The organism is Nonomuraea sp. NPDC049607 (genome assembly GCF_040675375.1).
GTDB lineage: Bacteria > Actinomycetota > Actinomycetes > Streptosporangiales > Streptosporangiaceae > Nonomuraea.
In genome coordinates, this window is the sequence record NZ_JBFAOV010000022.1 from 74,602 (window position 1) to 97,729 (window position 23,128).

Here is a 23,128-nt window from a genome sequence, read left to right on the forward strand (position 1 = left end):
GCCGCCGAGCTCCGACGGAGTCAACCAGCGTGCTCATTATGTGCTGTTTGACCGGGCAAGAGAGCAAGAACGCGAAATCGGGCCTTGTTTGAGCGGTCAAATCTGGCGTATGGTCCGGCCACGCGGTTCTGGCTCGTGGTTCACCGGGGGCACGCCGGCGTGGCGTGCCCGACAGAAAGGAGCACCCGTGTCCCCCCATCGCAACGTGCTCACCGCCACCGCCGCGGCCCTGACGCTCGTGCTGGGCGGCGCCCTGCCCGCCCCGGCCGCGTCGGCCGCACCGCCCGACGCCTCCTACACCATCACCGTCGACTCCACCGGCCGCTACGCCCACCCCACCGACACCCCGGCGGCCACCTACATCGACAAGGACGGCACCTTCTACTTCCAGCAGTCGGCCGCCCTCTACGGCAGCTCCGACCCCCGCTACTGGGACTTCTTCACCGGCACGAACTTCGAGACCGCCACCCGCTCGGCCGCGATCAGCGACGCGGTCAACCCGGCCAACTCCGCCGACCGCAACAACGACACGACCTGGCGCTGCAACAACAGCCCGACCGGCGTCGAGGCGACCTCCGCCGGGGCCGGCTCGGGGTACGCCCACAAGAACTACTGCGACCTGGTCGGCGTCTGGGTGGACCCCGACACCGGCGACTGGTACGGCCTGGTCCACAACGAGTTCACCCCGCAACCCTTCGGCGACGGGCTGCACTACGACTCCCTCGACTACGCCGTCTCCCGGAACCAGGGCCGCGTGTGGACGATCCTGGGCCACGCGATCACCTCGCCGTACAGCACCAGGCGCAACGACGGCACGGCCTTCCCCAACCAGACCTACGACTACGGCGACGGCGACCCGCGCCTGTTCGCCGACCCGGTCTCCGGCTACTTCTACGTCTACTACGGCTCGCGGATCATCCCCAAGGGCGGCGTGGGCGGCGGCAACGGCGGCCTGGCCCACGTGGCGCGGGCGCCGATGTCGGCCAAGATGGCGACCGGCTCGTGGACCAAGTGGTACGACGGCTCCTGGTCGCAGCCCGGCGTGGGCGGCAAGGAGAGCAACATGGTGCCGGTCACCGCCGCCGACCCCCAGGGCTACACACCCGTGGGCGGCGACTACGACCCGGCCAACACCGGCACGGTCGACCAGCAGATCGCCGCCGGGAAACTGCCACCGAAGTCCGACCTGTTCATCATGAACATCGCCTACGACGCCCACCTCGGCCTGTACGTCGGCGAGCCCGAGGTCGTCTCCGGACGTCAGCCCCAGCGCTTCTACGTCACCGACGACCTCTCGACGCAGAAATGGCGCCTGATCGGCGACTCCGGCGGCTACGTCTCCGGCTCCTGGTACCGCTGGTTCCTCGACCAGGTCAGCAAGACCGGCTCGACCGTCGTCGGCAGGACGTTCCGCTCGTACTGCTCGATCGAGTGCGCGACCTCCAGCGGCGAGTACGCGACCCTCACCATCTCCTCCACCGCGCCCGCTCCCGCCCCGGCGAACCCGGGCCGGACCTACCGGATCGGCAACGGCGCCGGCCGCGTGCTGGCCCAGGTCTCTGGCGGCGCGGCGACCACCTCCACCGCCGCCCCGACCGGCTCGGCCCTGGAAAGCTGGACGTTCACCTCCAACGGCGACGGCTCCTACCGGATCGCCAACGCCTCGACCGGCGGCCTGCTCGGCGTGGACGCGGCCACCGCCGCCGGCCGGGCCTGGGGGGCGAAGCCGGTCGTCACCGCGCCCGGCGCCGGCGGGCCCACCGCGGGCCAGCAGTGGTTCGCCGTGCCGAGCGGGAGCGGCCACCGGCTGGTCAACCGCTACAGCGGCCTCGCGCTCGGCCTGTCGGCGGAGGCGGCCCGGCCGGCCGAGACCACGCCCGTACGCCACTGGAGCGACACCTCGGGCGGGACGGTCGGCGGGCGGCGCACCGCGGCCGAGCAGACCCTGACGCTGACCGACACCGGCGCGGCGGGCGGCGACCTGAGCGGCGTCCACACCCTGACCGCCGCCGGCAAGGCCCTGGACGACCCCGACCACTCCACCACCCCGGGCACCCCGCTCATCACCTGGGCCCCCAACTCCGGCGCCAACCAGCGCTGGATCCTCACCCGCCAGTCCGACGGCTCCTACCAGATCGCCAACGACCTGTCGAAGCTCTGCGCGGACGTCAGCGGCGGCTCGACCGCCGCCGGCGCCAAGGTCATCCAGTGGACGTGCACCGGCGCCGCGAACCAGCGCTGGCAGGTCACCCCCGCCTCCGCGGGCGGCTACCGGATCGCCTCGCAGAAGAGCGGGCTGTCGCTCACCACGGCCTCCACCGCCGACGGCTCCCCCGTCACCCAGCAGGCCGACACCGGCTCGGCGCTGCAGCGCTGGACCGTCGGCTGACCTCCTCCGGCGGGCCTCCGTCCGGGGCCCGCCGGACCGACCACCCCCCGGAACTCACAGGACAGGCGGTGCGGCTCGATGAGCTCATCCCGACATCTCCCCTCCCGCAGGACGCTCGCCGGCCTCGCCGCCGGCGCGCTGGCCCTCGGCCTGCTCACCGCCTGCGGCGGCGGTTCCCCGGACGAGCCGGGCAAGGAGCTCGTCTACTGGTCGATGTGGAAGCAGGGCGAGCCCCAGCAGGTGGCCCTGCAGGCGGCGATCACCCGCTTCACGCGGGCCACCGGCATCAAGGTCAGCGTGGAGTGGGCCGGACGCGACGTGGTCAAGCAGAAGCTGCCCGCCGCGCTCACCACGTCCAAGGTGCCGGACGTGGTCGACCAGTCCGACGACACGATCCGGCCGTTCATGGTCACTCCGGGCGTGGCCCGGGGCCTGGCCCAGGTGTACGAGGCCGACGTGCCCGGCGAGGCGGGCAAGAAGGTCAAGGACGTCATCCCGGCCAAGTACCTCCAGAGCCCTGCGCTGCGGCTGCCGGGCGGGGAGCCGTACATGGTGCCCTACAGCGTCGCCGGCATCGGCCTGTTCTACGACGCCGCCACCCTCACCGAGCCGCCGCCGACGGACTGGAACGCGTTCCTGGCGCTGCTCGGCAGGCTCAAGGCCGCCGGGACGGCCCCGCTCACGGCCGACGGCGAGCAGTACTGGTCCGACTCCTACTGGATGAACTACTACCTGTACCGGACGATCGGCGCCGACGGCCTCAAGGCCATCGCCGAGGACCGGACCGGGCAGTCGTGGAAGAAGCCCGAGGTGCTGGCCGCCGCTCGGCAGATCGAGAAGTTCGCCAAGGAGGGCTACCTGCTCAAGGGGTACGACGCCGGCAAGTACCCCGAGCAGCAGAAGAACTGGGCCCAGGGCCGGGCCGCCTTCATGATCATGGGTTCCTGGCTGCCCAGCGAGGTCGGCTCGTACGCCAAGGCCGGGTTCAGGCCCGCCTCCATGCCCTTCCCCGAGGTCGGCGGCCCGGCCGAGGGCGAGGAGGTCGTGCAGTTCGGCTTCGCGATGCCCGTCAAGGCGAAGAACGTCGAGGCCGGCGAGCGGTTCATCGCCTACATGACGACCAAGACCTTCGCCGACGAGCTGGCCAGGACCGCCTCGGTGCTCTCGCCGCGCGAGGACGCGTACGTGCCCGAGGCCCTGGCCGGGGTGAAGAAGCAGCTCGACGGCGTGCCCGCCACGTATCCGTTCGCGGCCGGGCTGAGCGTGCCGGGCTGGACCGACAAGGTCTACTACCCGACGGTGGGCGAGCTGTTCAACGGCAAGCTCACCGCGCAGGGGTTCGTGGACAAGATCACCGCTGTCCAGGCCGCCTTCTGGAAGAACCAGGGCGACTGATGGCGCTCGCACCCGAGCCGCGGCCCGGCCCCGCCGGACGGGCCCGGCAGCGGGCCTTCGTCCCCATGGCCGCCCCGGCACTCGCGCTGCTGACCGTCTTCGTCCTGGGGCCGGCCTGCTACGCGGTGTGGATCAGCCTCCAGCAGACCGCCGGGTACGGGGAGTCACGCTTCGTCGGGCTGCGCAACTACGCCCGCCTGCTGGGCGACCCGGTCTTCCACACCGCGCTGCTCAACACCCTGAAGCTGCTGGTCATCGGCGGCGGCGTGACGTTCGTGACCGGCTTCGCGCTCACGATGGTGCTCAGGGAGATGCGCGGGCGGCTGGTCGCGCGCAACATCCTGTTCTTCCCCAACATCGTCAGCGCGCTGGTCCCGGCGATCGTGGCGGGCTTCCTGTTCAACCCCGACGGGCTGGTCAACACCGTCCTGAGGAGCGTGTTCGGGGTGAGCGACCCGCCCAAGTGGCTGGCCGTGGACAACACGTTCACACTCATCCTGATCGTGGCGATCTGGGCCGCGGTCGGGTACTACACCACGATCATCATGGCCGCCGTCGACCGCATCCCCGCCTACTTCTACGAGGACTGCGCGCTTCTCGGGGCCACGTCCTGGCAGCGGCTGCGGCACGTCACGATCCCGCTGAGCTGGGACGTCTTCAGCGTCTGCGCGCTGCTGTGGACCATCAGCTCGATCAAGGTGTTCGAGCTGGTGCTGGTGTTCGGCGGCGGCACCGCGGGCACCCCGCCGAGCAGCACCTGGACCGTCGCCCTCTACAGCTACGCGGCCACGTACGGCGGCTCGGGCTCGCCGCCCGAGCTGGGGATGACCGCCGCCAGCGCGCTGGTCAGCCTGCTGATCGCGGCGGCCGTGGTGCTGCTGCTGCGGCGGGCGCTCGACCGTGAAGCCGTCCGGTTCTGAGAGGGCAGACCATGAGACCGACCCTGAGACTGACGGGGCTCGCGCCCGTGCGAATGGCCGTGTGGGCGGTCGTCGCCGCCGACGTGGCGCTGCTGGCCTGGGTGCTGATCACCTCGCTGAAGAGCACCCGCGAGGTGTTCGACCATCCGTGGCGGCTGCCGATGCCGCCGACGCCGGACAACTACCTGACCGCGCTGGAGGTCGGGAACTTCGGCCGGGCCGCGGTCAACAGCGCGGTCGTGGGCGTGCTGTCCTCGCTGCTGGCCGTGGCGGTCGCGGCGCCGGCCGCCTACGCGCTGACCCGGACGACGAACCGCGCCGGACGGCCGCTCACGCTGCTGTTCGCGCTGGGGACCGGCGTGCCCACGCAGGTCATCCTGCTGCCGATCTTCCTCATGCTGAGCAGCCTGGAGCTCACCTCCACCCTGACCGGCCTCACCCTGGCCTACGTCGGCACCGCCATGCCGTTCACCGTCTTCCTGCTGACCGGCTTCTTCCGGTCGCTGCCCGGCGAGCTGGAGGAGGCCGCCGCGCTGGACGGCGCCGGGGTGTGGCGGACCTTCCTGCGCATCGTGGTCCCGGTCGCCCGGCCGGGGCTGGTCACCGTCTTCGTGCTGCAGCTCATCGTGTCCTGGAACGAGACGATGCTCGCCCTGGTGCTGATGCAGGATGACGAGAAGGAGACGCTGCCGGTGGCCTTGATCGGCTTCGCCCAGCAGCAGCAGTACACCGGCACCAACTGGGGCGGCATGTTCGCCGGCGTCTGCGTGGTCGTGCTGCCCATGGTGGTGCTCTTCGCCTGGGTCGGACGCCGCGTCACCGAAGGCATGACCTTGGGAATGGGGAAATGACGACAACCGTCCGCCGGACCACGATCACCCTGCCGGTCGCGCTGCCCGGCCCGGACAACCCGCTGCCGCCCCTCGGCGACGCCGCCGGGCACGCCGTCACGGTCGCCGGCGCGCCGCCCGACATGGCCTTCCAGCTCTCCTACGGCCGGCTCGCCTCCGTGCTGCCCTGCCGTACGCAGGACGGCTACGACCGGGCACGCCGGCCCCGCCGGGTCGAGGCGATCCAGCTCGCCAACGACCGGCTGACCGCGACCGTGCTGCCCGGCTGGGGCGGACGGCTGTACTCGCTGGTCCATCGCGACCACGGCGAGCTGCTCTACCGGAACCCGGTGCTGCAACCGGCCAACTTCGGGCTGACCGGCGCCTGGTTCTCCGGCGGCGTCGAGTGGAACTCCGGCTCGACCGGCCACACCACCCTGACCTGCCGTCCGGTCTTCGCCGGGGAGGCCGAGGGGCCCGACGGCACGCCGATGCTGCGCGTGTGGGAGTGGGAGCGCACCCGGGACCTGCCGTACCAGGTCGACTTCTGGCTGCCGCGCGGGTCGGACTTCCTCTACGTGGGCGTCCGCATGCGCAACCCGCACGGGCACGAGGTGCCGGCGTACTGGTGGTCGAACATCGCCGTCCCCGAGACCGGGCGGACCCGCGTGCTCGCCCCGGCCGCCACGGCCTGGCACTTCGGCTACACCGAGCGGCTCGAACAGGTGCCCTTCCCGGCCTGGGACGGCCTGGACCGCAGCTACCCGGCCCGCGCCGGCCACGCCGCCGACTACTTCTTCGAGCTCGGCGACCGCCGTCCCTGGATCGCCGCGCTCGACGGCTCCGGCGCGGGCCTGGTGCAGACGTCCACCGGGCTGCTGCGCGGGCGCAAGCTCTTCCTGTGGGGACGCGGGCGGGGCGGGCGTCGCTGGCAGGAATGGCTCACCGAGCCCGGCACGGGCGGTTACCTGGAGATCCAGGCGGGGCTGGCCCGTACCCAGCTCGAACACGTGCCGCTGCCGGGCGGGGGCGAGTTCTCGTGGCTGGAGGCGTACGGGCCGCTGCGCGCCGACCCCGAGGCCGTGCACGGCCCGGACTGGGTGTCGGCGGTGCGCGCGGCGGAGACGGAGCTGGCGGCCCGGCTGCCGGCCGCCGAGGTGACCGCCGCCTGGCACAAGTGGCGGCCGCACGCCGACCAGGAGCCCACCCGGATCCTGGCGGAGGGCTCCGGCTGGGGCGCCCTGGAAACGCTGCGCACCGGCGTGCGCACGCCCGGCATCCCCTTCCCCGAATCCGCCCTCGGCCCCGCGCAGTCCCCCTGGCAGACCCTCCTCACCACCGGCGCCTTTCCCGAACCTCCTCGCACGGACGTGGCGGCGGACCCCGGGCACAGCCTGGTGTCCGGGCCGTGGCGGCGGCTGCTGGAGCAGGCGCCGGAGACCTGGGTGACGGCCTACCACCTGGGCGTGGCCGCCTGGCACGCGCGGGACCGCGAGGAGGCCGTACGAGCGTGGCGGCGCTCCGCCGAGCTGCGCCCCAACCCCTGGGCGACCCGCTGCCTGGCCCACGCCACCCCGGACCCGGACGACCGCGCCACCCTCCACCTCACCGCCCTCCACCAGGCACACCCCGCCCTGGAGGCTCCGGACACCGCAGCCCGGCCGCCCGCGCCGGAGAGTGTGGACGCCGACGCCCGGCCGCCCGCGCCGGAGGTCGCCGTTCCGAGGCGGGCCCTGGCGGTGGAGGCCGCCGTCGCCCTGCTGGACGCCGGCAGGCACGCGGAGTGCCTGGCCGTCCTGGACACCCTGCCCCCGACCGGCCGGATCGTCCTGCTGCGCGCCCGGGCCCTGCTCGCCGGCGGGGACCGGGACGGCGCCCGCGCGCTGTTCGACGCCGGCTTCGACGTCGACGACCTGCGCGAAGGAGAGCCCGCCCTGCACGACACCTGGTCACGCCTGACCACCGGCCCGCTGCCCGAGCGCTACGACTTCCGCATGCACCCGGACGACCTCTGAGCCGTCCCTCACGAAGACCCGCACGGGTACGGACGCCGGACCTCCGTACCCGTGCGCCAGAGCCCCTGGAGGGCGGTCACTCGCCGCTGTCGGAGGTCACCTTCTCGGAGTCCGGCGCCTTGATGGACACCTTGGCGCCCCACCCGGTGAAGCGGCTGTCGATCGTGATCGTCCCGCCCTCGAACTGGTTGGTGTCGAAGATCCCCGTGGCCGCGTACGACGACTTCACCCTGCTCACCAGCCCGGCGGAGGTCAGCGTGAGCGTGTAGGAGACCTTCGTGTCGTCGTGCATGCGCAGCGGGATCGAGGCGTCGAACCAGCGCGACACCTTCGCCAGCTCCTTGAAGGTGATCTTCCCGGTGAGCGTGCTTCCGCGCAGGGCGCCCTTCTTGACCAGCGCCGCCAGCGTCGTGGGCTCGACGGGGTTGATCACCTGCCCGAAGAAGCCGCTGCCGCCGCCGAGCAGGCCGTTGCCCTTGAGCCAGGACTTGCCCTCGGGCAGGCGCTCGGCGTACATGCCGCCCGAGGTGTAGCTGACCTTGCCGATGCTGATCGTCCGCTCGCGGGGACGGCCCACAGGGACGGCGGAGATGTCGGAGGCCGCCACGCCCTTGGCGTTGAACTGGAAGGTCCCCTTGCGGCTCTGGATCTTGGCCTTCTTCTCGCCCGAGAGCATGGTCGTCTCGGTGAACCGCACGCCGTGCCCGGTGGCGAGCTTGGCCTTGAGAGCGCGTACGGGGTCCTTGGGGGCGGCCTGGGCGGGCACGGTCGCCGTCAGCACACAGGCGCAGGCCGCCAGGGCGGCGATCATCGTCTTCTTCACGAGCAGCGATCATGCCGCGCGCCGGTCACGGCCGGAGCACGGCCGCCTCACACAAGCGCCGATACCACGCCCCCCGGACGTCGCTCACCCCAGCAGCGGGAACCGGTCGTCGGCGGACGGCACCCGTCCGGTGGCCTCCAGCACGTACGCGGGCAGGTCCAGATGGGACGGGCGATCCGCGCCCAGCAGCCCGTCGAGGGTCTCGCCCGCCAGCTCCAGCGCCTCCCGGGCCGGCGGCCGTCCGGCCTGGAGGTCCAGGTGGTGGACGGCGGCCTCGGTGGCCAGGGTCGCCAGGAAGTCGGGCACGGCGATCACGTGCCCCTGCGTGGCGACGTGCCCGGCGGGGTCGGCCGCGAGCGCGGCCCGCACCGCGGCGGGGGCGGTGTCCGCCCACACTCGCAGCACCCCGGAGGGCCGCGCGAAGGCGGAGGCGGATCTGCGTACCCACCAGGCGTGGGCGTCCGCGCCCTCGGCGGCGGGCTGGAAGGAGCTCCAATAGGTGACGTGGTCCACGTCGGGCGGCCCGTCCGCGGGGGTGGCGAACGCGACGAGGGCCCGCTGGGCGTCGCACAGCACATGGAAGAGCAGGTCGACCCCGGCCCATCCGGCGCACCTGGTGGGCCTGAGCAGGTCCGACTCGTTCACCGTGACCGTGAGCTCGCGGTAGGCGGCGGCGAAGGCCGTGCGGGCACGTTCGATGTCCATGGGGACGTTCCTTCCCCCGGCCCGCCCCTTACGCCCCGACGGGCGGCCCCGCTGGTACGGGCGCCCCGGGGGCCCGCCCGCCACTCCGCGGGCGTCAGGTGTCCACCTGAAGCGCGAATCGGGGAGCGGACAGCGAAAAGGCCAGAACCCGATCTTCCGAGTCTGGCCTTGGAGCGTGGTGGACGATACTGGGATTGAACCAGTGACCTCTTCCGTGTCAGGGAAGCGCTCTCCCGCTGAGCTAATCGTCCTTGGAGGTGGAGACGGGATTTGAACCCGTGTGGACGGCTTTGCAGGCCGCTGCCTCGCCTCTCGGCCACTCCACCGAGTCGAACCACTCCGAGCGGAAGACGGGATTCGAACCCGCGACCCTCACCTTGGCAAGGTGATGCTCTACCACTGAGCCACTTCCGCGCTGTTGCGTGCCTAACTCTAGCGCCTTTTCAGACCAGATGCCTCCCGCTATTTGCGGAGCTGGCGGGCGACGCTGCGTTCGGTGGCCGGCAGGCTCAGGAAGATCTCCAGGATCCGGGTGAGCCGGTGGACCTCGATGCGGTGGAAGGCCGGGCCCTCGGAGCGGGCCAGCAGGAGGGTGAGGGCGAGCGGCGGCAGCGGGGCGTGGATGGCGTGCGCGCCGCCGTCCAGCGTGAGGGCCGCCGGGCGTGGCGGGGCCGGGCTGGGGACGGCCAGGCCCTGCGGGGCGCGCCAGCTCGCGTAGACCACGCCGTGGTCGGCGGCCGTGGCGGCCCAGTCGGCGCTGAACAGCACGGGCAGCGAGTCGACGAGCGTGGTCAGCGCGCGGTCGCCGGCCAGGGTGATGTACTTGAGGATCTCCAGCTCGGGATAGGTGCCGGCGGTCTCACGAGTGGGCCAGATGCCCGCCACATGGACGTCCTCGACGCTCTCCAGGCTCTTGACCAGCACCTCCCGCGGGGTGCTCTCGGGGCAGAAGACGGTGATGTCGTCGACCGCCGTGCCGGCGCCCCGGTCGAGGACGGTGACCTGGGTGATGTCGGCCCCCGCCGTGCCCAGGGCCTTGGTGACCTGGGCCAGAGATCCTGGACGGTCGGGCAGCGCCACGCGCACGCGAAGAAGCATCGATCCCTCCCTGGGATACCGGTCCACAGCCTATCCGGCGAATACCGCTTCCGGCTTGAGCTGCGCTACAACTGACGGAGTGAAGATTGGGCCGATTGGGGTATGGCCGCCCGTGGTGCTCGCACCCATGGCGGGCATCACGAACGCGGCGTTCCGGGTGTTGTGCCGGGAGCAGGGCGCCGGGCTGTTCGTGTGCGAGATGATCACGACGCGGGCGCTGGTCGAGCGCAATCCCAAGACGTTCAGGATGATCAGGTTCGCCGAGTCCGAGCGGCCCAGGAGCCTCCAGCTCTACGGGGTCGATCCCGACGTGGTCGGGCGGGCGGTCAGGATGATCGCCGAGGAGGACCTCGCCGACCACGTCGACCTCAACTTCGGCTGCCCGGTGCCCAAGGTGACCAGGCGCGGGGGCGGGTCGGCGCTGCCGTACAAGAGGAACCTGCTGCGGCGGATCCTGCGGGCGGCCGTGGCGAACGCGGGGCCGCTGCCGGTGACGATGAAGATGCGCAAGGGCATCGACGACGACCACCTGACCTACCTCGACGCGGGCCGCATCGCGGTCGAGGAGGGCGTGGCGGCGATCGCGCTGCACGCGCGGACCGCCAGGCAGCACTACGGCGGCGTGGCCGACTGGGAGGCGATCGCGCGCCTGAAGGAGGCCGTGCCCGAGATCCCGGTGCTGGGCAACGGCGACATCTGGTCCGCCGACGACGCGTTGCGCATGGTGGCGCGCACCGGGTGCGACGGCGTGGTGGTCGGGCGTGGGTGCCTCGGGCGTCCGTGGCTGTTCAAGGATCTGGAGAACGCCTTCAACGGCAGCCCCGAGCGGGTCAGGCCGACGCTCGGCGAGGTGGCCGGGATGATGGAGCGCCACGCGGCCGGCCTCACCGAGTGCTTCGACATCGAGCGGTACGCGATCGCCGACTTCCGCAAGCACGTCGGCTGGTATCTGAAGGGGTTCGAGGTCGGGAGCGCGCTGCGGCGGGAGCTGGCCACGGCCGAGTCGCTCGAAGGGCTCCGGGAGGGGCTGGCCAAGCTGGACCACGACCAGCCGTGGCCGCCGAACACCGACACGCCCCGGGGGAAGTCGGGCGAGCGTCAGAAGGTGCAACTGCCTGACGGGTGGCTCGACGACCCGTGGGACTGCGTGGTCCCGGACGAGGCGGAGTCCGACATATCCGGCGGCTGACGGCGGCACACCGGCGGGCGCCCCGGCCGGTGTCCCGCCCGGTGATGTGAGTGCGGTCAGTGGGGGCCGGTGGCTTCGGTGCCGCAGGGGCCGCCGCCGGTGGACGGCTCCAGGAGCACGCGCTCCCCGTCCATCGTCAGCGTCTCGTAGTAGGCCGAGATGCGCTCGGCCGAGCGGCCGGTGTAGTGGCAGATGAAGCTGCGCCTGAACCGGTCGGCCGTGGTGTTGGGCTCCGACCCGTGCACCAGGCTGCCGTTGAAGAACAGCACGTCGCCGGGCCGCATGTCCACGGGCGCCCGTTCCAGGCCCGGGGGCGGCGGGACGTACTCGCGGGTGAAGGAGAGATCCTGGTCGGCCTCCTCGGGACAGAACAGGTCCATCAGATGGGTGCCGGGGACCACCTCCAGCCCGCCGTTGGCGCGGTCGACCTGGTCGAGCGCCACCCAGACGGCCACGCACGTGCCCGGCTCGACGCGCAGGTAGAAGTTGTCCTGGTGCAGCGCCTGCCCCCGGGCCCCCGGTGGCTTGAAGTAGAACATGCTCTGGGCTGCTATCGGCTCTTCGCCGAGCAGCTCGCGCAGGATCTCGGCGAAGCGGGCGTCGAGCAGGTAGCGCAGGGCGACGTCGTTCACCTGGTGGGGGTGCATGATCCGGGGGTAGTCGCGCAGGACGTCGTAGGGGGCGCCCGGATCCTGGGGACGAGGGGTGAAATGTCCGGGGATCGGGCCGCCGGCGTGCAGGGCCATGAACTCCTCGCGCAGCTCGGCCACCTCCTCCGGAGCCAGCAGCGCGGGGACGAGCACGTACCCCCGGTCGTGGAAGTCGTTCAGCCTCATGCCCTTCACGGTAGGGACCCGGCTCGTGGGACGGTATGACCGTGACCGCTGAGAACCTGTCTGTTCCTGCTGCCGAGCTGACGATCGTGGGCCACTTCGACCAGCCGGCCGGCTACGGCGCGCGCCGCCCCCACGGTTCGCCGAGCTGGCTCCTGCTGTGGACCCAGGCGGGGGAGGGGCGCGTCGAGCAGGCGGGGGCGGCGTTCACCGTGCGGGAGGGGGATCTGGCGGTGCTCGGGCCGGACTCGCCGCAGCGCTACCGGGTCGCGCCGGGGGCGGAACGGTGGCGGTTCTGGTGGGTGCACTTCCAGCCGCGTCCCTCCTGGACGGGCTGGCTCGCGCCGTACGCCGTGGCCACCGGCTGTCACCTGGTCGAGGGCGTGCCCGCCGGGGTGCGTGAGCGCGTCGACCGGGCCTTCGGCCGCGCACTCCAGGACGCCCGCTGGATCCCGGGCGACGCCACGCCCACCGGTCCACCCACAGGCCCGCCCACAGGCCCGCCCACCGGTCCGCCCGCCGCGACCGCGCCGCCGCCGGCGGTCGTCAGGTCGGGCCCCGCGCGTGAGCTGGTGCTCGGCGCGGTGGAGGAGGTGCTGGTGCTGGCCACGGCCTCGGCCGGAGCCGTGCCCGCGCCCGGGTCCGAGGACGGCGACGAACGGGTGCGCCGCGCGCTCGACCTCATCGCCGCCGAGCCCGGCGCCCGGCACTCGGTCGCCTCGCTGGCCCGGGCCGTGGCGCTGTCGCCGTCGAGGTTCGCGCACGTGTTCGCGGCCCGGACCGGCCAGACCCCGATGGGCGCCGTACGGAAGGCGCGGGTGCGGCACGCCGCGAGCCTGCTGGAGGTGACCGACCTGGACGTCGGCCAGGTGGCGGCCGCCTCGGGCTTCGTCAGCCCGTTCCACTTCAGCCGCGCCTTCAGGCGCGAGTACGGCCTCCCGCCCCGCGACTACCGCGCCCGCCTGCGCCGCCCCTGACCGCGCTCATTCCGGCATCACACCTCGACCGGCCCGCCGCTGCGCCAGTAGACGTTGCCCTCCCTGGACAGCATCCCCTCGTCCACCAGGTAGCGGCGCAGCGCCGCGAAGTCGTCGTGGAAGGCCCGCAGAGCCACGTTGACGTCCTTCTCCGGGTAGCGCACGCCCGGCTCGAACACCCGCGAGATGTAGCGCAGCACGACCAGCCGCTTGTCGCGGCGCATGCCCATGGTGGTCAGCCGGCCGTCGACCAGGAACGTGCGCAGCACTCGCTCCTCGGCGCTCAGCTCGGCGGGGGGCTCGGCCTGCTCCCGCAGCAGCTCGCGGAACCGCTCCGGCCGCGCCCGCCACTTGCCGTCGTCGCCGCGCTCGGCCAGGCCGCCGCTGGCCAGGCGGTCGAGGGCCTTCGGGGGCAGATCGCCGGTGTCACCGAGCACCAGGGACGCGAGTGCGCGCAGGGTGTCGTCCTGACAGAGCAGCCCGAGCACGCGTCTGAGGTTTTCGTCGCTCACCCCTACCATTTTGTCCCATGATCACAGCACTGTTCGTCGCGGCCAGCCTGGCCGTCCCGGGCAACTTCCTGCTGTACGAGAAGGCCGCCGCCAAGAAGGACCCCAACCCCGAGCACAGCTGGACGGTGTCGGGCAAGAAGAACGCGCAGCTCGTCGTGAACCCGTGCCAGAAGGCCGGGCTGGGCCTGGCCGGTCGCACGGCGGCCAGGACGATCGTGTACACGTCGGTGCCCGACTACTCCAAGTCCGAGCAGGTGATCCTCTACTCCTCGCCGGAGGCCGCCGGCAAGGCGGTCGGCGACCTCAGGACGGCCGTACGGACCTGCGGCACCGCGGGCTACCGGTACAGCGTCGCCAAGCTGGCGCTCGGCGACGAGGGCCTGCAGGTCGTCGGCCAGGCCTACTCCCACGGCAAGCCCGCCGTCGGCGGCGAGCGGGCCGTCGTGACCCGCCGCGCGAACGCCCTGATCCTCTACACGGCCGGCGGTGAGTGGGGCAAGCCCGCCAAGTCCGACTTCAGGCAGCAGCGCAAGGACGCGGGCACGATGCTCGCCAAGATCTGCGACCTGGCGGAGTGCTGAATGTCTCGATCTTGAGACATCGTCATGACCGGACGCCTAACTTCGCCGCCTGACAATGAAGCGACAAGCCGGTGCCGGAACGCCCTTGCCAGTCCGTTCCGGCACACGGCTTGTTCTCTTTCGCGGAGCCTCTAGAGCCGGTTGAGCCCCACCACGTGCAGCACGGCCCGGCCCTCCTCGTCGGAGGCGGTCAGGTCGACCTGGGCGTCGATGCCCCAGTCGCCGTCGCCGGCCGGGTCCTTGACCGTCTGGCGCACCCGCCACAGGCCGCTCTCCTCCTCGATCCGCAGCAGCGCGGGCCCGCGCGCGTCGGCGTCGGTGAAGATCTCCTCGTGCTCGGCGTAGTACGCGTCGAGCGCCGCGCCCCAGTCGACGTCGGGGGCCAGCTCCTCCAGCTCGTCCTCCTTCTCGATGGCGCACAGCTCGACCAGCCGGAACATGGCGTTGCGCACCAGCACCCGGAAGGCCCGCGGGTTGGCCGTGACCGGCCGCACCTTGGTCTCCAGCTGCGCCTGGCGCTCCAGCGCCTCCTCGGGGTTGGTGAGCTTCTCCCACTCGTCGATCAGCGAGGAGTCGACCTGCCGGACCAGCTCGCCCAGCCACTCGATCAGGTCGACCAGGTCCTCGGTCTTCAGGTGCTCCGGGACCGTGCGCGACAGCGTGCGGTAGGCGTCGGCCAGGTAGCGCAGCACCGTGCCCTCGGAGCGGGCCAGCTCGTAGAACTGGATGTACTCACCGAACGTCATGGCCCGCTCGAACATGTCGCGCACCACCGACTTCGGGCTGACGGTGTAGTCGCCGACCCACGGGTGGCCGCGCCGGTAGGTCTCGTACGCCCCGAGCAGCAGGGTGTCGAGCGGCATCGGGTACATGACCTCGGCGAGCGCCTCCATACGCTCCTCGTACTCCATGCCGTCGGCCTTCATCTGGGCGACCGCCTCGCCGCGCGCCTTCTTCAGCTGGGCCGACAGGATCTGGCGGGGGTCGTCGAGGATGGACTCGACGATCGAGACGATGTCGAGCGCGTACGAGGGCGACTCGCGGTCGAGCAGGTCGAAGGCGGCCAGCGCGAACGTGGACAGCGCCTGGTTGAGCGCGAAGTCCTCCTGCAGCTCGATCGTCAGCCGGGCCCGGCGGCCCTGCTCGTCGGGCTCGGCGAACTGCTCGACGATGCCGCCGGCCAGCAGCGACCGGTAGATGGCGATGGCCTGGCTGATGTGCCGCCGCTGCCACTTGCGGTCTTCGTGGTTGTCGGTGAGCAGGTGTTTCATCGCCTGGAAGCAGTCGCCCGGCCGGTTGATCACGGCCAGCAGCATCGCGTTGCTCACCTTGAAGCGGGAGTTGAGCGGCTCGGGCTCGGCCTGCTGCAGCTTCTCGAACGTCTCCTCGCTCCAGCCGACGAAACCCTCCGGCGGCTTCTTGCGGGCGTAGCCGCGCCGCCGCTTGGGGTCGTCGCCGATCTTGGCCAGCGCCTTGGCGTTCTCGATGTCGTGCTCGGGGGCCTGGCAGGCGACGTAGCCGATGGTGTCGAAGCCGGCGCGGCCGGCCCGGCCGGCGATCTGGTGGAACTCGCGGGCGCGCAGCCGGCGCACCTTGTTGCCGTCGTACTTGGACAGGGCGGTGAACAGGACCGTGCGGATGGGCACGTTGACGCCGACGCCGAGCGTGTCGGTGCCGCAGATGACCTTCAGCAACCCGGCCTGGGCCAGCCGCTCGACCAGCCGCCGGTATTTGGGCAACATCCCGGCGTGGTGGACGCCGATGCCGTGCTTGACCAGCCGCGACAGCGCCCGGCCGAACCGGGTGGTGAACCGGAAGCCGCCGATCATCGCGGCGATGGCCTCCTTCTCGGCCTTGGTCGCCATGTTGATCGACATGAGCGCCTGGGCCCGCTCCATGGCGGCGGCCTGAGTGAAGTGCACGACGTAGACGGGGGCCTGCCCGGTGGTGAGCATCTCCTCCAGCGTCTCGTGCAGCGGCGTCATCCGGTACGAGTACACCAGCGGCACCGGCCGCTCGGCGTGCTTGACCACCGACGTGGGCCGCCCGGTGCGCCTGGTCAGGTCGCGCTCGAACATCGACACGTCGCCGAGCGTGGCCGACATCAGGACGAACTGCACGTCGGGCAGCTCCAGCAGCGGCACCTGCCAGGCCCAGCCGCGGTCGGGCTCGGCGTAGAAGTGGAACTCGTCCATGACGACCTGGCCGATGTCGGCCGCCGCGCCGTCGCGCAGGGCCACGTTGGCCAGGATCTCGGCCGTGCAGCAGATGATGGGCGCGCCCGGGTTGACGCTGGCGTCGCCGGTCATCATGCCGACGTTGTCGGTGCCGAAGACGGCGCACAGGTCGAAGAACTTCTCCGACACCAGCGCCTTGATCGGCGCGGTGTAGAACGTGCGCACGTCACGGGTCAGCGCGGCGAAGTGGGCTCCGGCGGCCACCAGCGACTTGCCCGAGCCGGTCGGCGTCGCGAGGATCAGGTTGCTGCCGGAGACGACCTCGATGAGGGCCTCCTCCTGGGCGGGATAGAGCGTGAGCCCCCGTTCGGCGTTCCAGGCGACGAACGCGTCGAATATGGCGTCGGGATCGGCGTCGATCTCTTCCGGCAGGCGGTCAACGAGAAGGCTCACGGTATCTATCCTGCCGAAGATTGCCGCATGGTCGAACCCGCCGCCCCCAGGGGGAGGTCGAGTTGCAGCAGCACGGTGTCGATCCAGCGGCCGTGCTTGAACCCCACGTTCCTCAGCCGTCCCACGTCCTCGAAGCCGAAGGCGGCGTGCAACCGCAGTGAGGCCGGGTCGCCGCCGTCGGCGATCACCGCGATCAGGCAGCGCGCGCCGGTCGCCGGCGCCCGCCGGATCAGCTCGCCCAGCAGCAGGCGGCCGAGCCCGCGGCCGGTGGACCCGGGCGCGAGGTAGATCGAGACCTCCAGGCTGTGGCGGTAGGCGGGCTTGGGCCGGTACTGGCCGAGGTAGGCGTAACCGGTGACCACGCCGTCGTCCTCGGCCACCAGGAACGGCAGCCCCGCCGCCGTGAGCGCCGCCGCCCTGGCCCGCCACTCGCCGGCCTCCGGCGGGACCTCGTCGAACGTGGCCACGCCGCCGGTCACGTAATGGGCGTAGATGGAGGCCACCGCGGGCACGTCGTCCTCGGTCAGGTCGCGAATCATCGTCATGGTCCCCGATTGTGGCCGGGGACGGATTTCGTCGGTGTTACGCGCGGGCCTTGGGCGCCGTCATCAGCAGGCCGCCGAGCACCGCCAGCACCGCCAGGAACGGGCCGCCGCCCGGCGCGAAGCCGCCCACGGTCAGCGTCAGGAGCCCGGCTCCGACCAGCCCGGCGGCCACCAGCATGGCCCCCCGGCCGGCGTTCCCGTACGGCAGCGACGGTGGGGTCTCGAACCTGGCGAACGCCCGTACCAGCCCCCACATGACCAGGCACAACATCCCGAACCACACCGGCCAGCCGGCGAACCAGGACAGGCTGCCCGGCTCCGGCGTCTCCACGCCCAGCAGGACCACGACCACGCCGGTCACGGCGAACAGCGCGGGCATGTGCCACAGGTAGACGGTCATGATCCGCGGGCCGGCCCAGTCCAGGACGCGGCGCAGGGGCAGCCGGACCAGCCAGGGGCGCAGCAGCACGGCCAGGCCGATCTGGCCGACGCCGACGGCCAGGATGGCCAGCGTGGGCGGGGCCATGTTGGACACCTCGGCGCCGGGCAGGCCGATCATGCTGCCGGGGTAGGGGCCGAACCCGACCAGCAGCGCCGCCACGCCGAACCCGCCGGCCGCCAGCAACCCGGCCATCCGCACCCGGCCCTCGGCGTAGAAGAAGCCGATCTGGTGCACGGCCAGCCACACGAAGACGATGTTCAGGTAACCGGCCGCCTCCAGGCCGGTGGAGAAGCGCACCACGTCCGTCAGCGCCGCCCCGGCCGCCAGCGCGACGGGGACGAGCACGCCGAACCTGCGGTGCAGACGCAGCGCGTACGGCGTGACCGTGACCGCGATCAGGTACACGGCCAGGAACCACAGCAACTGCCCGGTCAGCTTGGCGCCCACCTCCAGCGGCTGCTCCGGCACCCCCAGCGTGAGCAGCACGTGGGGCAGCGGGATCCACACCGCCGCCAGCGGCAGCAACGGCCAGGCGAGCCTGCGCAGGCGTCCGGCCAGCCACTCCTGGTCGCTCTTGGCCGACCGGCCGCGGCTGATCGCGTTGGCCGCCCCGCCGGCGAAGAACACCAGCGGCATGACCTGGCTGAGCCACGTCACCACCCACACCCCCGGCGTGGACAGCGCGTTGCCCGTGGTCAGCCGGCCGCCCTCGTAGGACAGGACGGGGATCGTCCAGTGCTGGAGCACGATGAGCGCCATGCCGAGCACGCGCAGCAGGTCGATGAACGGGTCCCGCGCCGTCGCGCGCGGCGCCCGGACCGGCGCCTGTACCGGCGCCGGACGATCGAGCAGGACGGTCATGGGGAGCCTCGTTTCGAGCGGGGGAGCGGATGACTCAAGGCTTCCGTCCCGGGGGCTCGCGCACATTGCCGCAGGCCGCACTCTTCAGGTCAAGATCACACCACCCCCGGTGGTAGGGCTGGCCCTACCACCGGACGCCTGCGTACCGGCTCGTACCGCTCCGCCGGGGGACTTAGCCTTCATTGCATGCGCTCCCTGATGAGGCGTGTCCTTCTCGACACCCGCTACACGCTGGTCGGATTCCCGACGGCCGTCATCGGCTTCGTGATCATGATTGCCGGTTTCGCCGCGGGCGTCGGCACCGCGGTCGTGTGGATCGGCGTGCCGCTGCTGGCCGGCACGCTCCTGGTGGCGAGGGGCTTCGCCGACGCCGAGCGCGGCTGGCTGTCCGACGTGCTCAAGCGGCCGCCCGTACGGCCGCGCTACCGTCCGGCGCCGGAGGGGGCGGGGCGCTTCCGCCGGATCGTCAACCCGCTGACCAACGGCCAGTCGTGGCTGGACCTGCTGCACGGCGTCCTGAACTTCCCGTTCGCCGTCCTGGCGTTCGTGCTGACCGTGGTGTTCTGGGCGATCCCGATCCTCGGGCTGACCTACCCGCTCTACGGCCTGATCACCTCGCGCATCCCCGGCAACATGGAGCTGCCCCAGCTGCTCGGGATCGGCACCGGCTACGTCGTGAACACGATCTTCTACGTCTCGCTCGGCCTGGTGTTCGCCTTCATCATGCCGTTCATGGTGCGCGGGGCCGCGCTGGTCAGGGCCGGGCTCGGCCGGGCGCTGCTGACCGGCGTCGCCGAGCTGCAGGAGCGCATCGACGACCTGGCCGAGGGCCGGGCGGCGGCCGTCTCCGCCGAGGCCAACGCGCTGCGCAAGCTGGAGCGCGACATCCACGACGGCCCGCAGCAGCGCCTGGTCTCGCTGGCCATGGAGCTGTCCAGGGCGCAGCGGCAGCTCGCCAAGGACCCGCAGGCCGCCTCGGCCACGATCGGCGAGGCGATCAGCGCCACCCGCGAGACGCTCGACGAGCTGCGCGCCCTCTCGCGCGGCATCGCGCCGCCCATCCTGTCCGACCGCGGCCTCGCGCCCGCCCTGGCGGCCCTCGCCGGCCGCTGCACGGTGCCGGTCGACCTCGACGTGCAGACCGTGGGCCGCTTCCAGGCGGCGACCGAGAACGCGATCTACTTCGTCTGCGCGGAAACCCTCACCAACGTGGCCAAACACAGCCGCGCGACCATCTGCACGGTCCAGCTCGCCCGCATCGGTGACGTCCTCATGCTCACGATCGGGGATGATGGGGTGGGCGGCGCACACGTCGCCAAGGGACACGGCCTGGCCGGTCTGGCCGACCGGCTCCGCGCCGTTGACGGGGAGCTCACCGTTCGGTCGCCGGACGGCGGGCCGACGGTGATCGTGGCGGAGGTGCCGTGCGGGTAGTCGTGGCCGATGACGCGGTTCTGATCAGGGAGGGCCTGGTCAGGCTGCTGGAGGAGTTCGGCTGCGAGGTGGTCGCCACCGTGGGGGACGGCGACGCCCTCGTGGAGGCGATCGTCGAGCACAGACCCGACGTGTCGGTGGTCGACGTGCGCATGCCGCCGTCGTTCACCGACGAGGGGCTGCGGGCGGCGGTCGAGGCCCGGCGCAGGGTGTCCGGCGCCCCGGTGCTCATCCTGTCGCAGTACGTCGAGGTCTCCTACGCCGACGACCTGCTCGCCGACGCCCGTGGCGCGGTGGGCTACCTGTTGAAGGACCGGGTCGTCGACGTCGACGAGTTCCTGGAGGGGCTGCGGCGGGTGGCGGCGGGGGGCACCGTGTTCGATCCGCAGGTGGTGTCCCAGTTGATGGTCCGCAGACGCAAGGACGACCCGCTGGCGCAGCTCACGCCGCGCGAACGCGAGGTGCTCGGGCTGATGGCCGAGGGCAAGTCCAACCCGGCCATCGGGCGGCAGCTCGTCATCAGCGACGGCGCCGTGGAGAAGCACATCAGGAGCATCTTCAACAAGCTCGGCCTCTACGCCGACGACAGCGACCAGCATCGCCGCGTGCTCGCCGTGCTGGCCTACCTGCGGTCCTGACCTCCCCTGAGATCGACCGCCTGAGGTTGACCCCTCGGCCGGGCCCGCCGTGGAGCGCTCGCCGCTCTCCGGCCCCTCCTGGCCCTACGAGGGGTCGCCGGCCGGCCCGCGCGCCGTGGCGCGCGGACCCGGCCGCCCGGTTCTAGCCGAGCGCGTCGACCAGCTTCTTGCGCTGCTGGGCGCCCAGGCCGCCGAGACGGCGCTTCTCGTCGACGCCGGCCTCCTCCATGAGCGCGGTGGCCTTGGCCGGGCCGACGCCCTTGACCGCGCGCAGGGCCTGGGACACCTTGATCTTCTTCGCGATGTCGTCGTCGCGCTCCAGGAGCTGGGCGAAGGTCAGCTCGCCCGCCTTGACCTTGGCGAGCAGGGCCGTGCGGGCCGCGCGGGCCTCGGCCGCCTTCGCCAGAGCCGCCTGACGCTGCTCGGGGGTGAGAGTGGGAAGTGCCATCTCGTTTCTCTCCTCGGGGAGTTGGGTTCGGGAAAGTGTTTCCCGTGGTGCAGTGGCTAATCATGGCGGATACCAGCGGTTCGTGTTGCGGAAAGCGCCCGCTCAACGAGTCCGCCACACCAGGGCGGCCGCTTCGGCGCACGCCACGTCCTGGGCGATCGTGCCGCCGCTGACCCCTACGCCGCCGACCACGCGTTCCCCTTCGCCGTAGTCCGCCCAGAGGGGGACACCACCTCCAAAACAGACAAATCGGTCACCAGTCAGGCCGAAGAGCTCCCCTCCCGGCGCCACCAGCGGAGCCAGGTCGGCGGTGGCCGTGCGAAGGGCCACCGCCGTGTACGCCTTGCCCGGCGCGAGCACCGGCCCGGCGATCTCCGCACCCGCCATACGCTGGAAAGACACCAGATGTCCGCCCCCGTCCACGACCGCCACGGAGACCAGCGCGCCCTCCCGGACGGCCTGCTTCAGAGCGGCCTCGGTCATGCGGAGCGCGAGTTCCAGATCCATGCGTTCCCACCCCCGTCGATGGTCGTGAGCGCGCCGGGCTCTTCCATCCGTACAGCGGCGGGGCCGGGGCCCGCAAGATCGCCTGGTCGGGGCTCGTACGGCCGAGCGCTATTGCAGGATTTTCTGCTTTGGGGTGGAATGCGTCACATTTCGTGATCCGGGCGTGTCGGCGCCCTGGTCGGGGCCTGTTTCACGCCATCTCTCCAGCCCTTCGGGGGTCAGGAAGGCGTCGAAGACCGACTCCATGGCCCCCAGCAGCGTGCCGCGCCAGCCGAGCGCGGCGGCCTCGATCCGGGGCGGGCGCTCCCGCCGGATGGCCATCAGCGCGGGAGCGCAGGAGCCGGTCAGGGCCTCGCCCGCGCGCTCCAGCAGCGCGGGGCCGTGCCCGGAGAGCGTGACGACCTCGGGGTCGTGGGCGTTGACCAGGGCGGCGATGCCCAGGCCGAGCGCGCGGGCCCCGGCCTCGACCGCCTCCCGGCTGCCGGCCAGCACCTCCTCCGCCTGCGCGCGGCCCCGGCCGCCGCCGTAGGCCAGGCCCACGTGGCGCAGCAGCGCGTTCGCGCCCACCTCCTGGCCCCAGCAGCCGGTCGCGCCGCACGCGCACGGCCGGTCGCCGCCGCCCAGCGGCATGTGGCCGAACTCGGCGCCGGGGCCGCTCGCGCCGTCCAGCGGCCGGCCGTCCACGACGAGGACGCCGCCGAGGTCGAAGTCCACGTGCAGGTGCAGGCCCAGCCGTACGCCGCGCAGCCGTCCCCGGCGGGCCTCGGCCAGGGCGGCCAGGCCCGCGTCGTTGCCCACCACGACCGGGTCCGGGCCGGACGCCCGCCGGCCGAGGGCCAGCAGCCGGGGCACGTCCACCGACCGCCAGCCCAGGTGGGCGATGTCGACCAGCCCGTCGTGCCGGACCGGGCCCGCGAGCGCCACCCCGAGGCCCACCACCCGCCGCGACAGGTGGTCGGACACCGCCTGGCCCAGCGAGGCCAGGGCGCCTTCCGGGGTGCCGTCGTGCGGCTGGACCTCCAGGACGCTCACCCGTCCGCCCAGCTCGCACGCCGCCAGCTCCCAGGCGTCCTCGCGCACGTCGGCGGCCAGGGCCAGCGGGCCCCCCGGGTGGGGGCCGGGCACCTGCGTGGGCCGTCCCCTGGTGTGCCCGGCGGCGGGCTCCTCGTGCAGCAGGGCGTCCTCGGCCAGGCCGGCGACGAGCACCGACGCCGTGCCCCTGGCCAGGTTCAGGTCGCGGGTGAGCTGCGACCTGGTACGGGTCGCCCCGCAGTCGTGCACGGCGCGCAGCAGCCGGACCCGGTTGTGCGCGCGAAGTTCGCCGCTCGTCGTAGCACTTCTCACACATCACAGCTT

The 23,128-nt window shown here is 72.2% G+C and carries 21 protein-coding genes and 3 tRNA genes; 10 read left to right on the forward strand and 14 right to left on the reverse strand.

All coding sequences use genetic code 11. The features are described 5' to 3' along the window. Nucleotides 1-187 precede the first annotated feature (187 nt). The 5 genes from AB0J97_RS34015 to AB0J97_RS34035 all read left to right on the forward strand — a co-directional run bounded on the left by AB0J97_RS34015 (nt 188) and on the right by AB0J97_RS34035 (nt 7,549). Entirely contained in the window at nt 188-2,389 is a 2,202-nt protein-coding gene (locus tag AB0J97_RS34015; protein ID WP_364096364.1) for an RICIN domain-containing protein, read from the forward strand. Nucleotides 2,390-2,467: 78 nt separating this feature from the next. Continuing rightward, complete coding sequence (locus AB0J97_RS34020) at nt 2,468-3,784, forward strand: ABC transporter substrate-binding protein (protein WP_364096367.1); 1,317 nt, start codon at nt 2,468-2,470, stop codon at nt 3,782-3,784. Then, complete coding sequence (locus AB0J97_RS34025; RefSeq protein ID WP_364096370.1) at nt 3,784-4,704, forward strand: sugar ABC transporter permease; 921 nt, start codon at nt 3,784-3,786, stop codon at nt 4,702-4,704. Before AB0J97_RS34020 ends, AB0J97_RS34025 begins: the two co-directional genes overlap by 1 nt. Before the next feature lie 11 nt (nt 4,705-4,715). After that, a complete protein-coding gene (locus AB0J97_RS34030) occupies nt 4,716-5,555 on the forward strand; it encodes a carbohydrate ABC transporter permease (RefSeq protein WP_364096373.1) in 840 nt (279 codons plus the stop codon). Then, nucleotides 5,552-7,549: a DUF5107 domain-containing protein gene (locus AB0J97_RS34035; protein WP_364096376.1), complete on the forward strand. Its 1,998-nt coding sequence runs from the start codon at nt 5,552-5,554 to the stop codon at nt 7,547-7,549. The genes AB0J97_RS34030 and AB0J97_RS34035 overlap by 4 nt, the downstream gene beginning before the upstream one ends. Nucleotides 7,550-7,625: 76 nt before the next feature. Here the strand turns inward: AB0J97_RS34035 and AB0J97_RS34040 are convergent, their stop codons facing one another. The 6 genes from AB0J97_RS34040 to AB0J97_RS34065 all read right to left on the reverse strand — a co-directional run bounded on the left by AB0J97_RS34040 (nt 7,626) and on the right by AB0J97_RS34065 (nt 10,175). Beyond that, nucleotides 7,626-8,372: a hypothetical protein gene (locus AB0J97_RS34040; RefSeq protein ID WP_364096379.1), complete on the reverse strand. Its 747-nt coding sequence runs from the start codon at nt 8,370-8,372 to the stop codon at nt 7,626-7,628. An 84-nt stretch (nt 8,373-8,456) separates the two neighbouring features. Next, nucleotides 8,457-9,077 carry a maleylpyruvate isomerase N-terminal domain-containing protein gene (locus AB0J97_RS34045; RefSeq protein WP_364096382.1) on the reverse strand — a complete coding sequence of 207 codons (621 nt, stop codon included), beginning with the start codon at nt 9,075-9,077 and terminating at the stop codon, nt 8,457-8,459. A gap of 176 nt (nt 9,078-9,253) precedes the next feature. Next, nucleotides 9,254-9,328, reverse strand: a tRNA-Val gene (locus tag AB0J97_RS34050). Between the two features lies 1 nt (nt 9,329). Beyond that, a tRNA-Cys gene (locus tag AB0J97_RS34055) sits at nt 9,330-9,403 on the reverse strand. 16 nt (nt 9,404-9,419) lie between these two features. Next, nucleotides 9,420-9,491: transfer RNA gene (locus tag AB0J97_RS34060), tRNA-Gly, on the reverse strand. A gap of 48 nt (nt 9,492-9,539) precedes the next feature. Continuing rightward, on the reverse strand, nt 9,540-10,175 hold the full coding sequence (locus AB0J97_RS34065) for an ACT domain-containing protein (RefSeq protein ID WP_364096385.1): 636 nt from the start codon (nt 10,173-10,175) through the stop codon (nt 9,540-9,542). 79 nt (nt 10,176-10,254) lie between these two features. Between AB0J97_RS34065 and dusB the strand changes: the two genes are divergently transcribed. Next, a complete protein-coding gene (gene dusB / locus AB0J97_RS34070; RefSeq protein WP_364096388.1) occupies nt 10,255-11,364 on the forward strand; it encodes a tRNA dihydrouridine synthase DusB in 1,110 nt (369 codons plus the stop codon). 56 nt (nt 11,365-11,420) lie between these two features. Here dusB and AB0J97_RS34075 read toward each other — a convergent pair whose 3' ends face one another. Continuing rightward, nucleotides 11,421-12,200 carry a phytanoyl-CoA dioxygenase family protein gene (locus tag AB0J97_RS34075; RefSeq protein ID WP_357706654.1) on the reverse strand — a complete coding sequence of 260 codons (780 nt, stop codon included), beginning with the start codon at nt 12,198-12,200 and terminating at the stop codon, nt 11,421-11,423. A gap of 41 nt (nt 12,201-12,241) precedes the next feature. On the opposite strand from AB0J97_RS34075, the gene AB0J97_RS34080 reads away from it, so the two are divergent. Further along, the gene (locus AB0J97_RS34080; RefSeq protein WP_364096392.1) at nt 12,242-13,174 is read left to right on the forward strand and encodes a helix-turn-helix domain-containing protein; all 933 of its coding nucleotides are present in this window, start codon (nt 12,242-12,244) and stop codon (nt 13,172-13,174) included. Between the two features lie 17 nt (nt 13,175-13,191). On the opposite strand, the gene AB0J97_RS34085 is transcribed toward AB0J97_RS34080, so the two are convergent. Beyond that, a complete protein-coding gene (locus AB0J97_RS34085) occupies nt 13,192-13,695 on the reverse strand; it encodes a DUF2087 domain-containing protein (RefSeq protein ID WP_357706650.1) in 504 nt (167 codons plus the stop codon). Nucleotides 13,696-13,703: 8 nt separating this feature from the next. On the opposite strand from AB0J97_RS34085, the gene AB0J97_RS34090 reads away from it, so the two are divergent. Further along, nucleotides 13,704-14,267, forward strand: coding sequence for a hypothetical protein (locus AB0J97_RS34090; protein WP_364096395.1), 564 nt, complete (start codon nt 13,704-13,706; stop codon nt 14,265-14,267). A 131-nt stretch (nt 14,268-14,398) separates the two neighbouring features. On the opposite strand, the gene AB0J97_RS34095 is transcribed toward AB0J97_RS34090, so the two are convergent. The 3 genes from AB0J97_RS34095 to AB0J97_RS34105 are packed head-to-tail and all read right to left on the reverse strand — an operon-like array spanning nt 14,399 to nt 18,745. Next, nucleotides 14,399-16,906: a DUF3516 domain-containing protein gene (locus tag AB0J97_RS34095; protein ID WP_364096580.1), complete on the reverse strand. Its 2,508-nt coding sequence runs from the start codon at nt 16,904-16,906 to the stop codon at nt 14,399-14,401. After that, entirely contained in the window at nt 16,903-17,442 is a 540-nt protein-coding gene (locus AB0J97_RS34100; RefSeq protein WP_364096398.1) for an N-acetyltransferase family protein, read from the reverse strand. Before AB0J97_RS34100 ends, AB0J97_RS34095 begins: the two co-directional genes overlap by 4 nt. Before the next feature lie 37 nt (nt 17,443-17,479). Next, nucleotides 17,480-18,745 carry an acyltransferase gene (locus AB0J97_RS34105; RefSeq protein WP_357706646.1) on the reverse strand — a complete coding sequence of 422 codons (1,266 nt, stop codon included), beginning with the start codon at nt 18,743-18,745 and terminating at the stop codon, nt 17,480-17,482. A gap of 186 nt (nt 18,746-18,931) precedes the next feature. Here AB0J97_RS34105 and AB0J97_RS34110 point away from each other — a divergent pair, with 186 nt between their 5' ends. Both AB0J97_RS34110 and AB0J97_RS34115 read left to right on the forward strand, forming a co-directional pair. Further along, nucleotides 18,932-20,179 (forward strand): sensor domain-containing protein, encoded by a 1,248-nt coding sequence (locus AB0J97_RS34110; protein ID WP_357706645.1) that lies wholly within the window; start codon nt 18,932-18,934, stop codon nt 20,177-20,179. Beyond that, nucleotides 20,170-20,817, forward strand: coding sequence for a response regulator transcription factor (locus AB0J97_RS34115; protein ID WP_358285518.1), 648 nt, complete (start codon nt 20,170-20,172; stop codon nt 20,815-20,817). Before AB0J97_RS34110 ends, AB0J97_RS34115 begins: the two co-directional genes overlap by 10 nt. A gap of 142 nt (nt 20,818-20,959) precedes the next feature. On the opposite strand, the gene mihF is transcribed toward AB0J97_RS34115, so the two are convergent. From mihF to AB0J97_RS34130, 3 genes are all read right to left on the reverse strand, one after another. Continuing rightward, nucleotides 20,960-21,265: an integration host factor, actinobacterial type gene (gene mihF / locus AB0J97_RS34120; protein ID WP_043641121.1), complete on the reverse strand. Its 306-nt coding sequence runs from the start codon at nt 21,263-21,265 to the stop codon at nt 20,960-20,962. A 102-nt stretch (nt 21,266-21,367) separates the two neighbouring features. Then, nucleotides 21,368-21,772, reverse strand: coding sequence for a heme-binding protein (locus tag AB0J97_RS34125; protein WP_364096404.1), 405 nt, complete (start codon nt 21,770-21,772; stop codon nt 21,368-21,370). 108 nt (nt 21,773-21,880) lie between these two features. Further along, the gene (locus tag AB0J97_RS34130) at nt 21,881-23,116 is read right to left on the reverse strand and encodes an ROK family protein (RefSeq protein ID WP_364096407.1); all 1,236 of its coding nucleotides are present in this window, start codon (nt 23,114-23,116) and stop codon (nt 21,881-21,883) included. Nucleotides 23,117-23,128 lie beyond the last annotated feature (12 nt).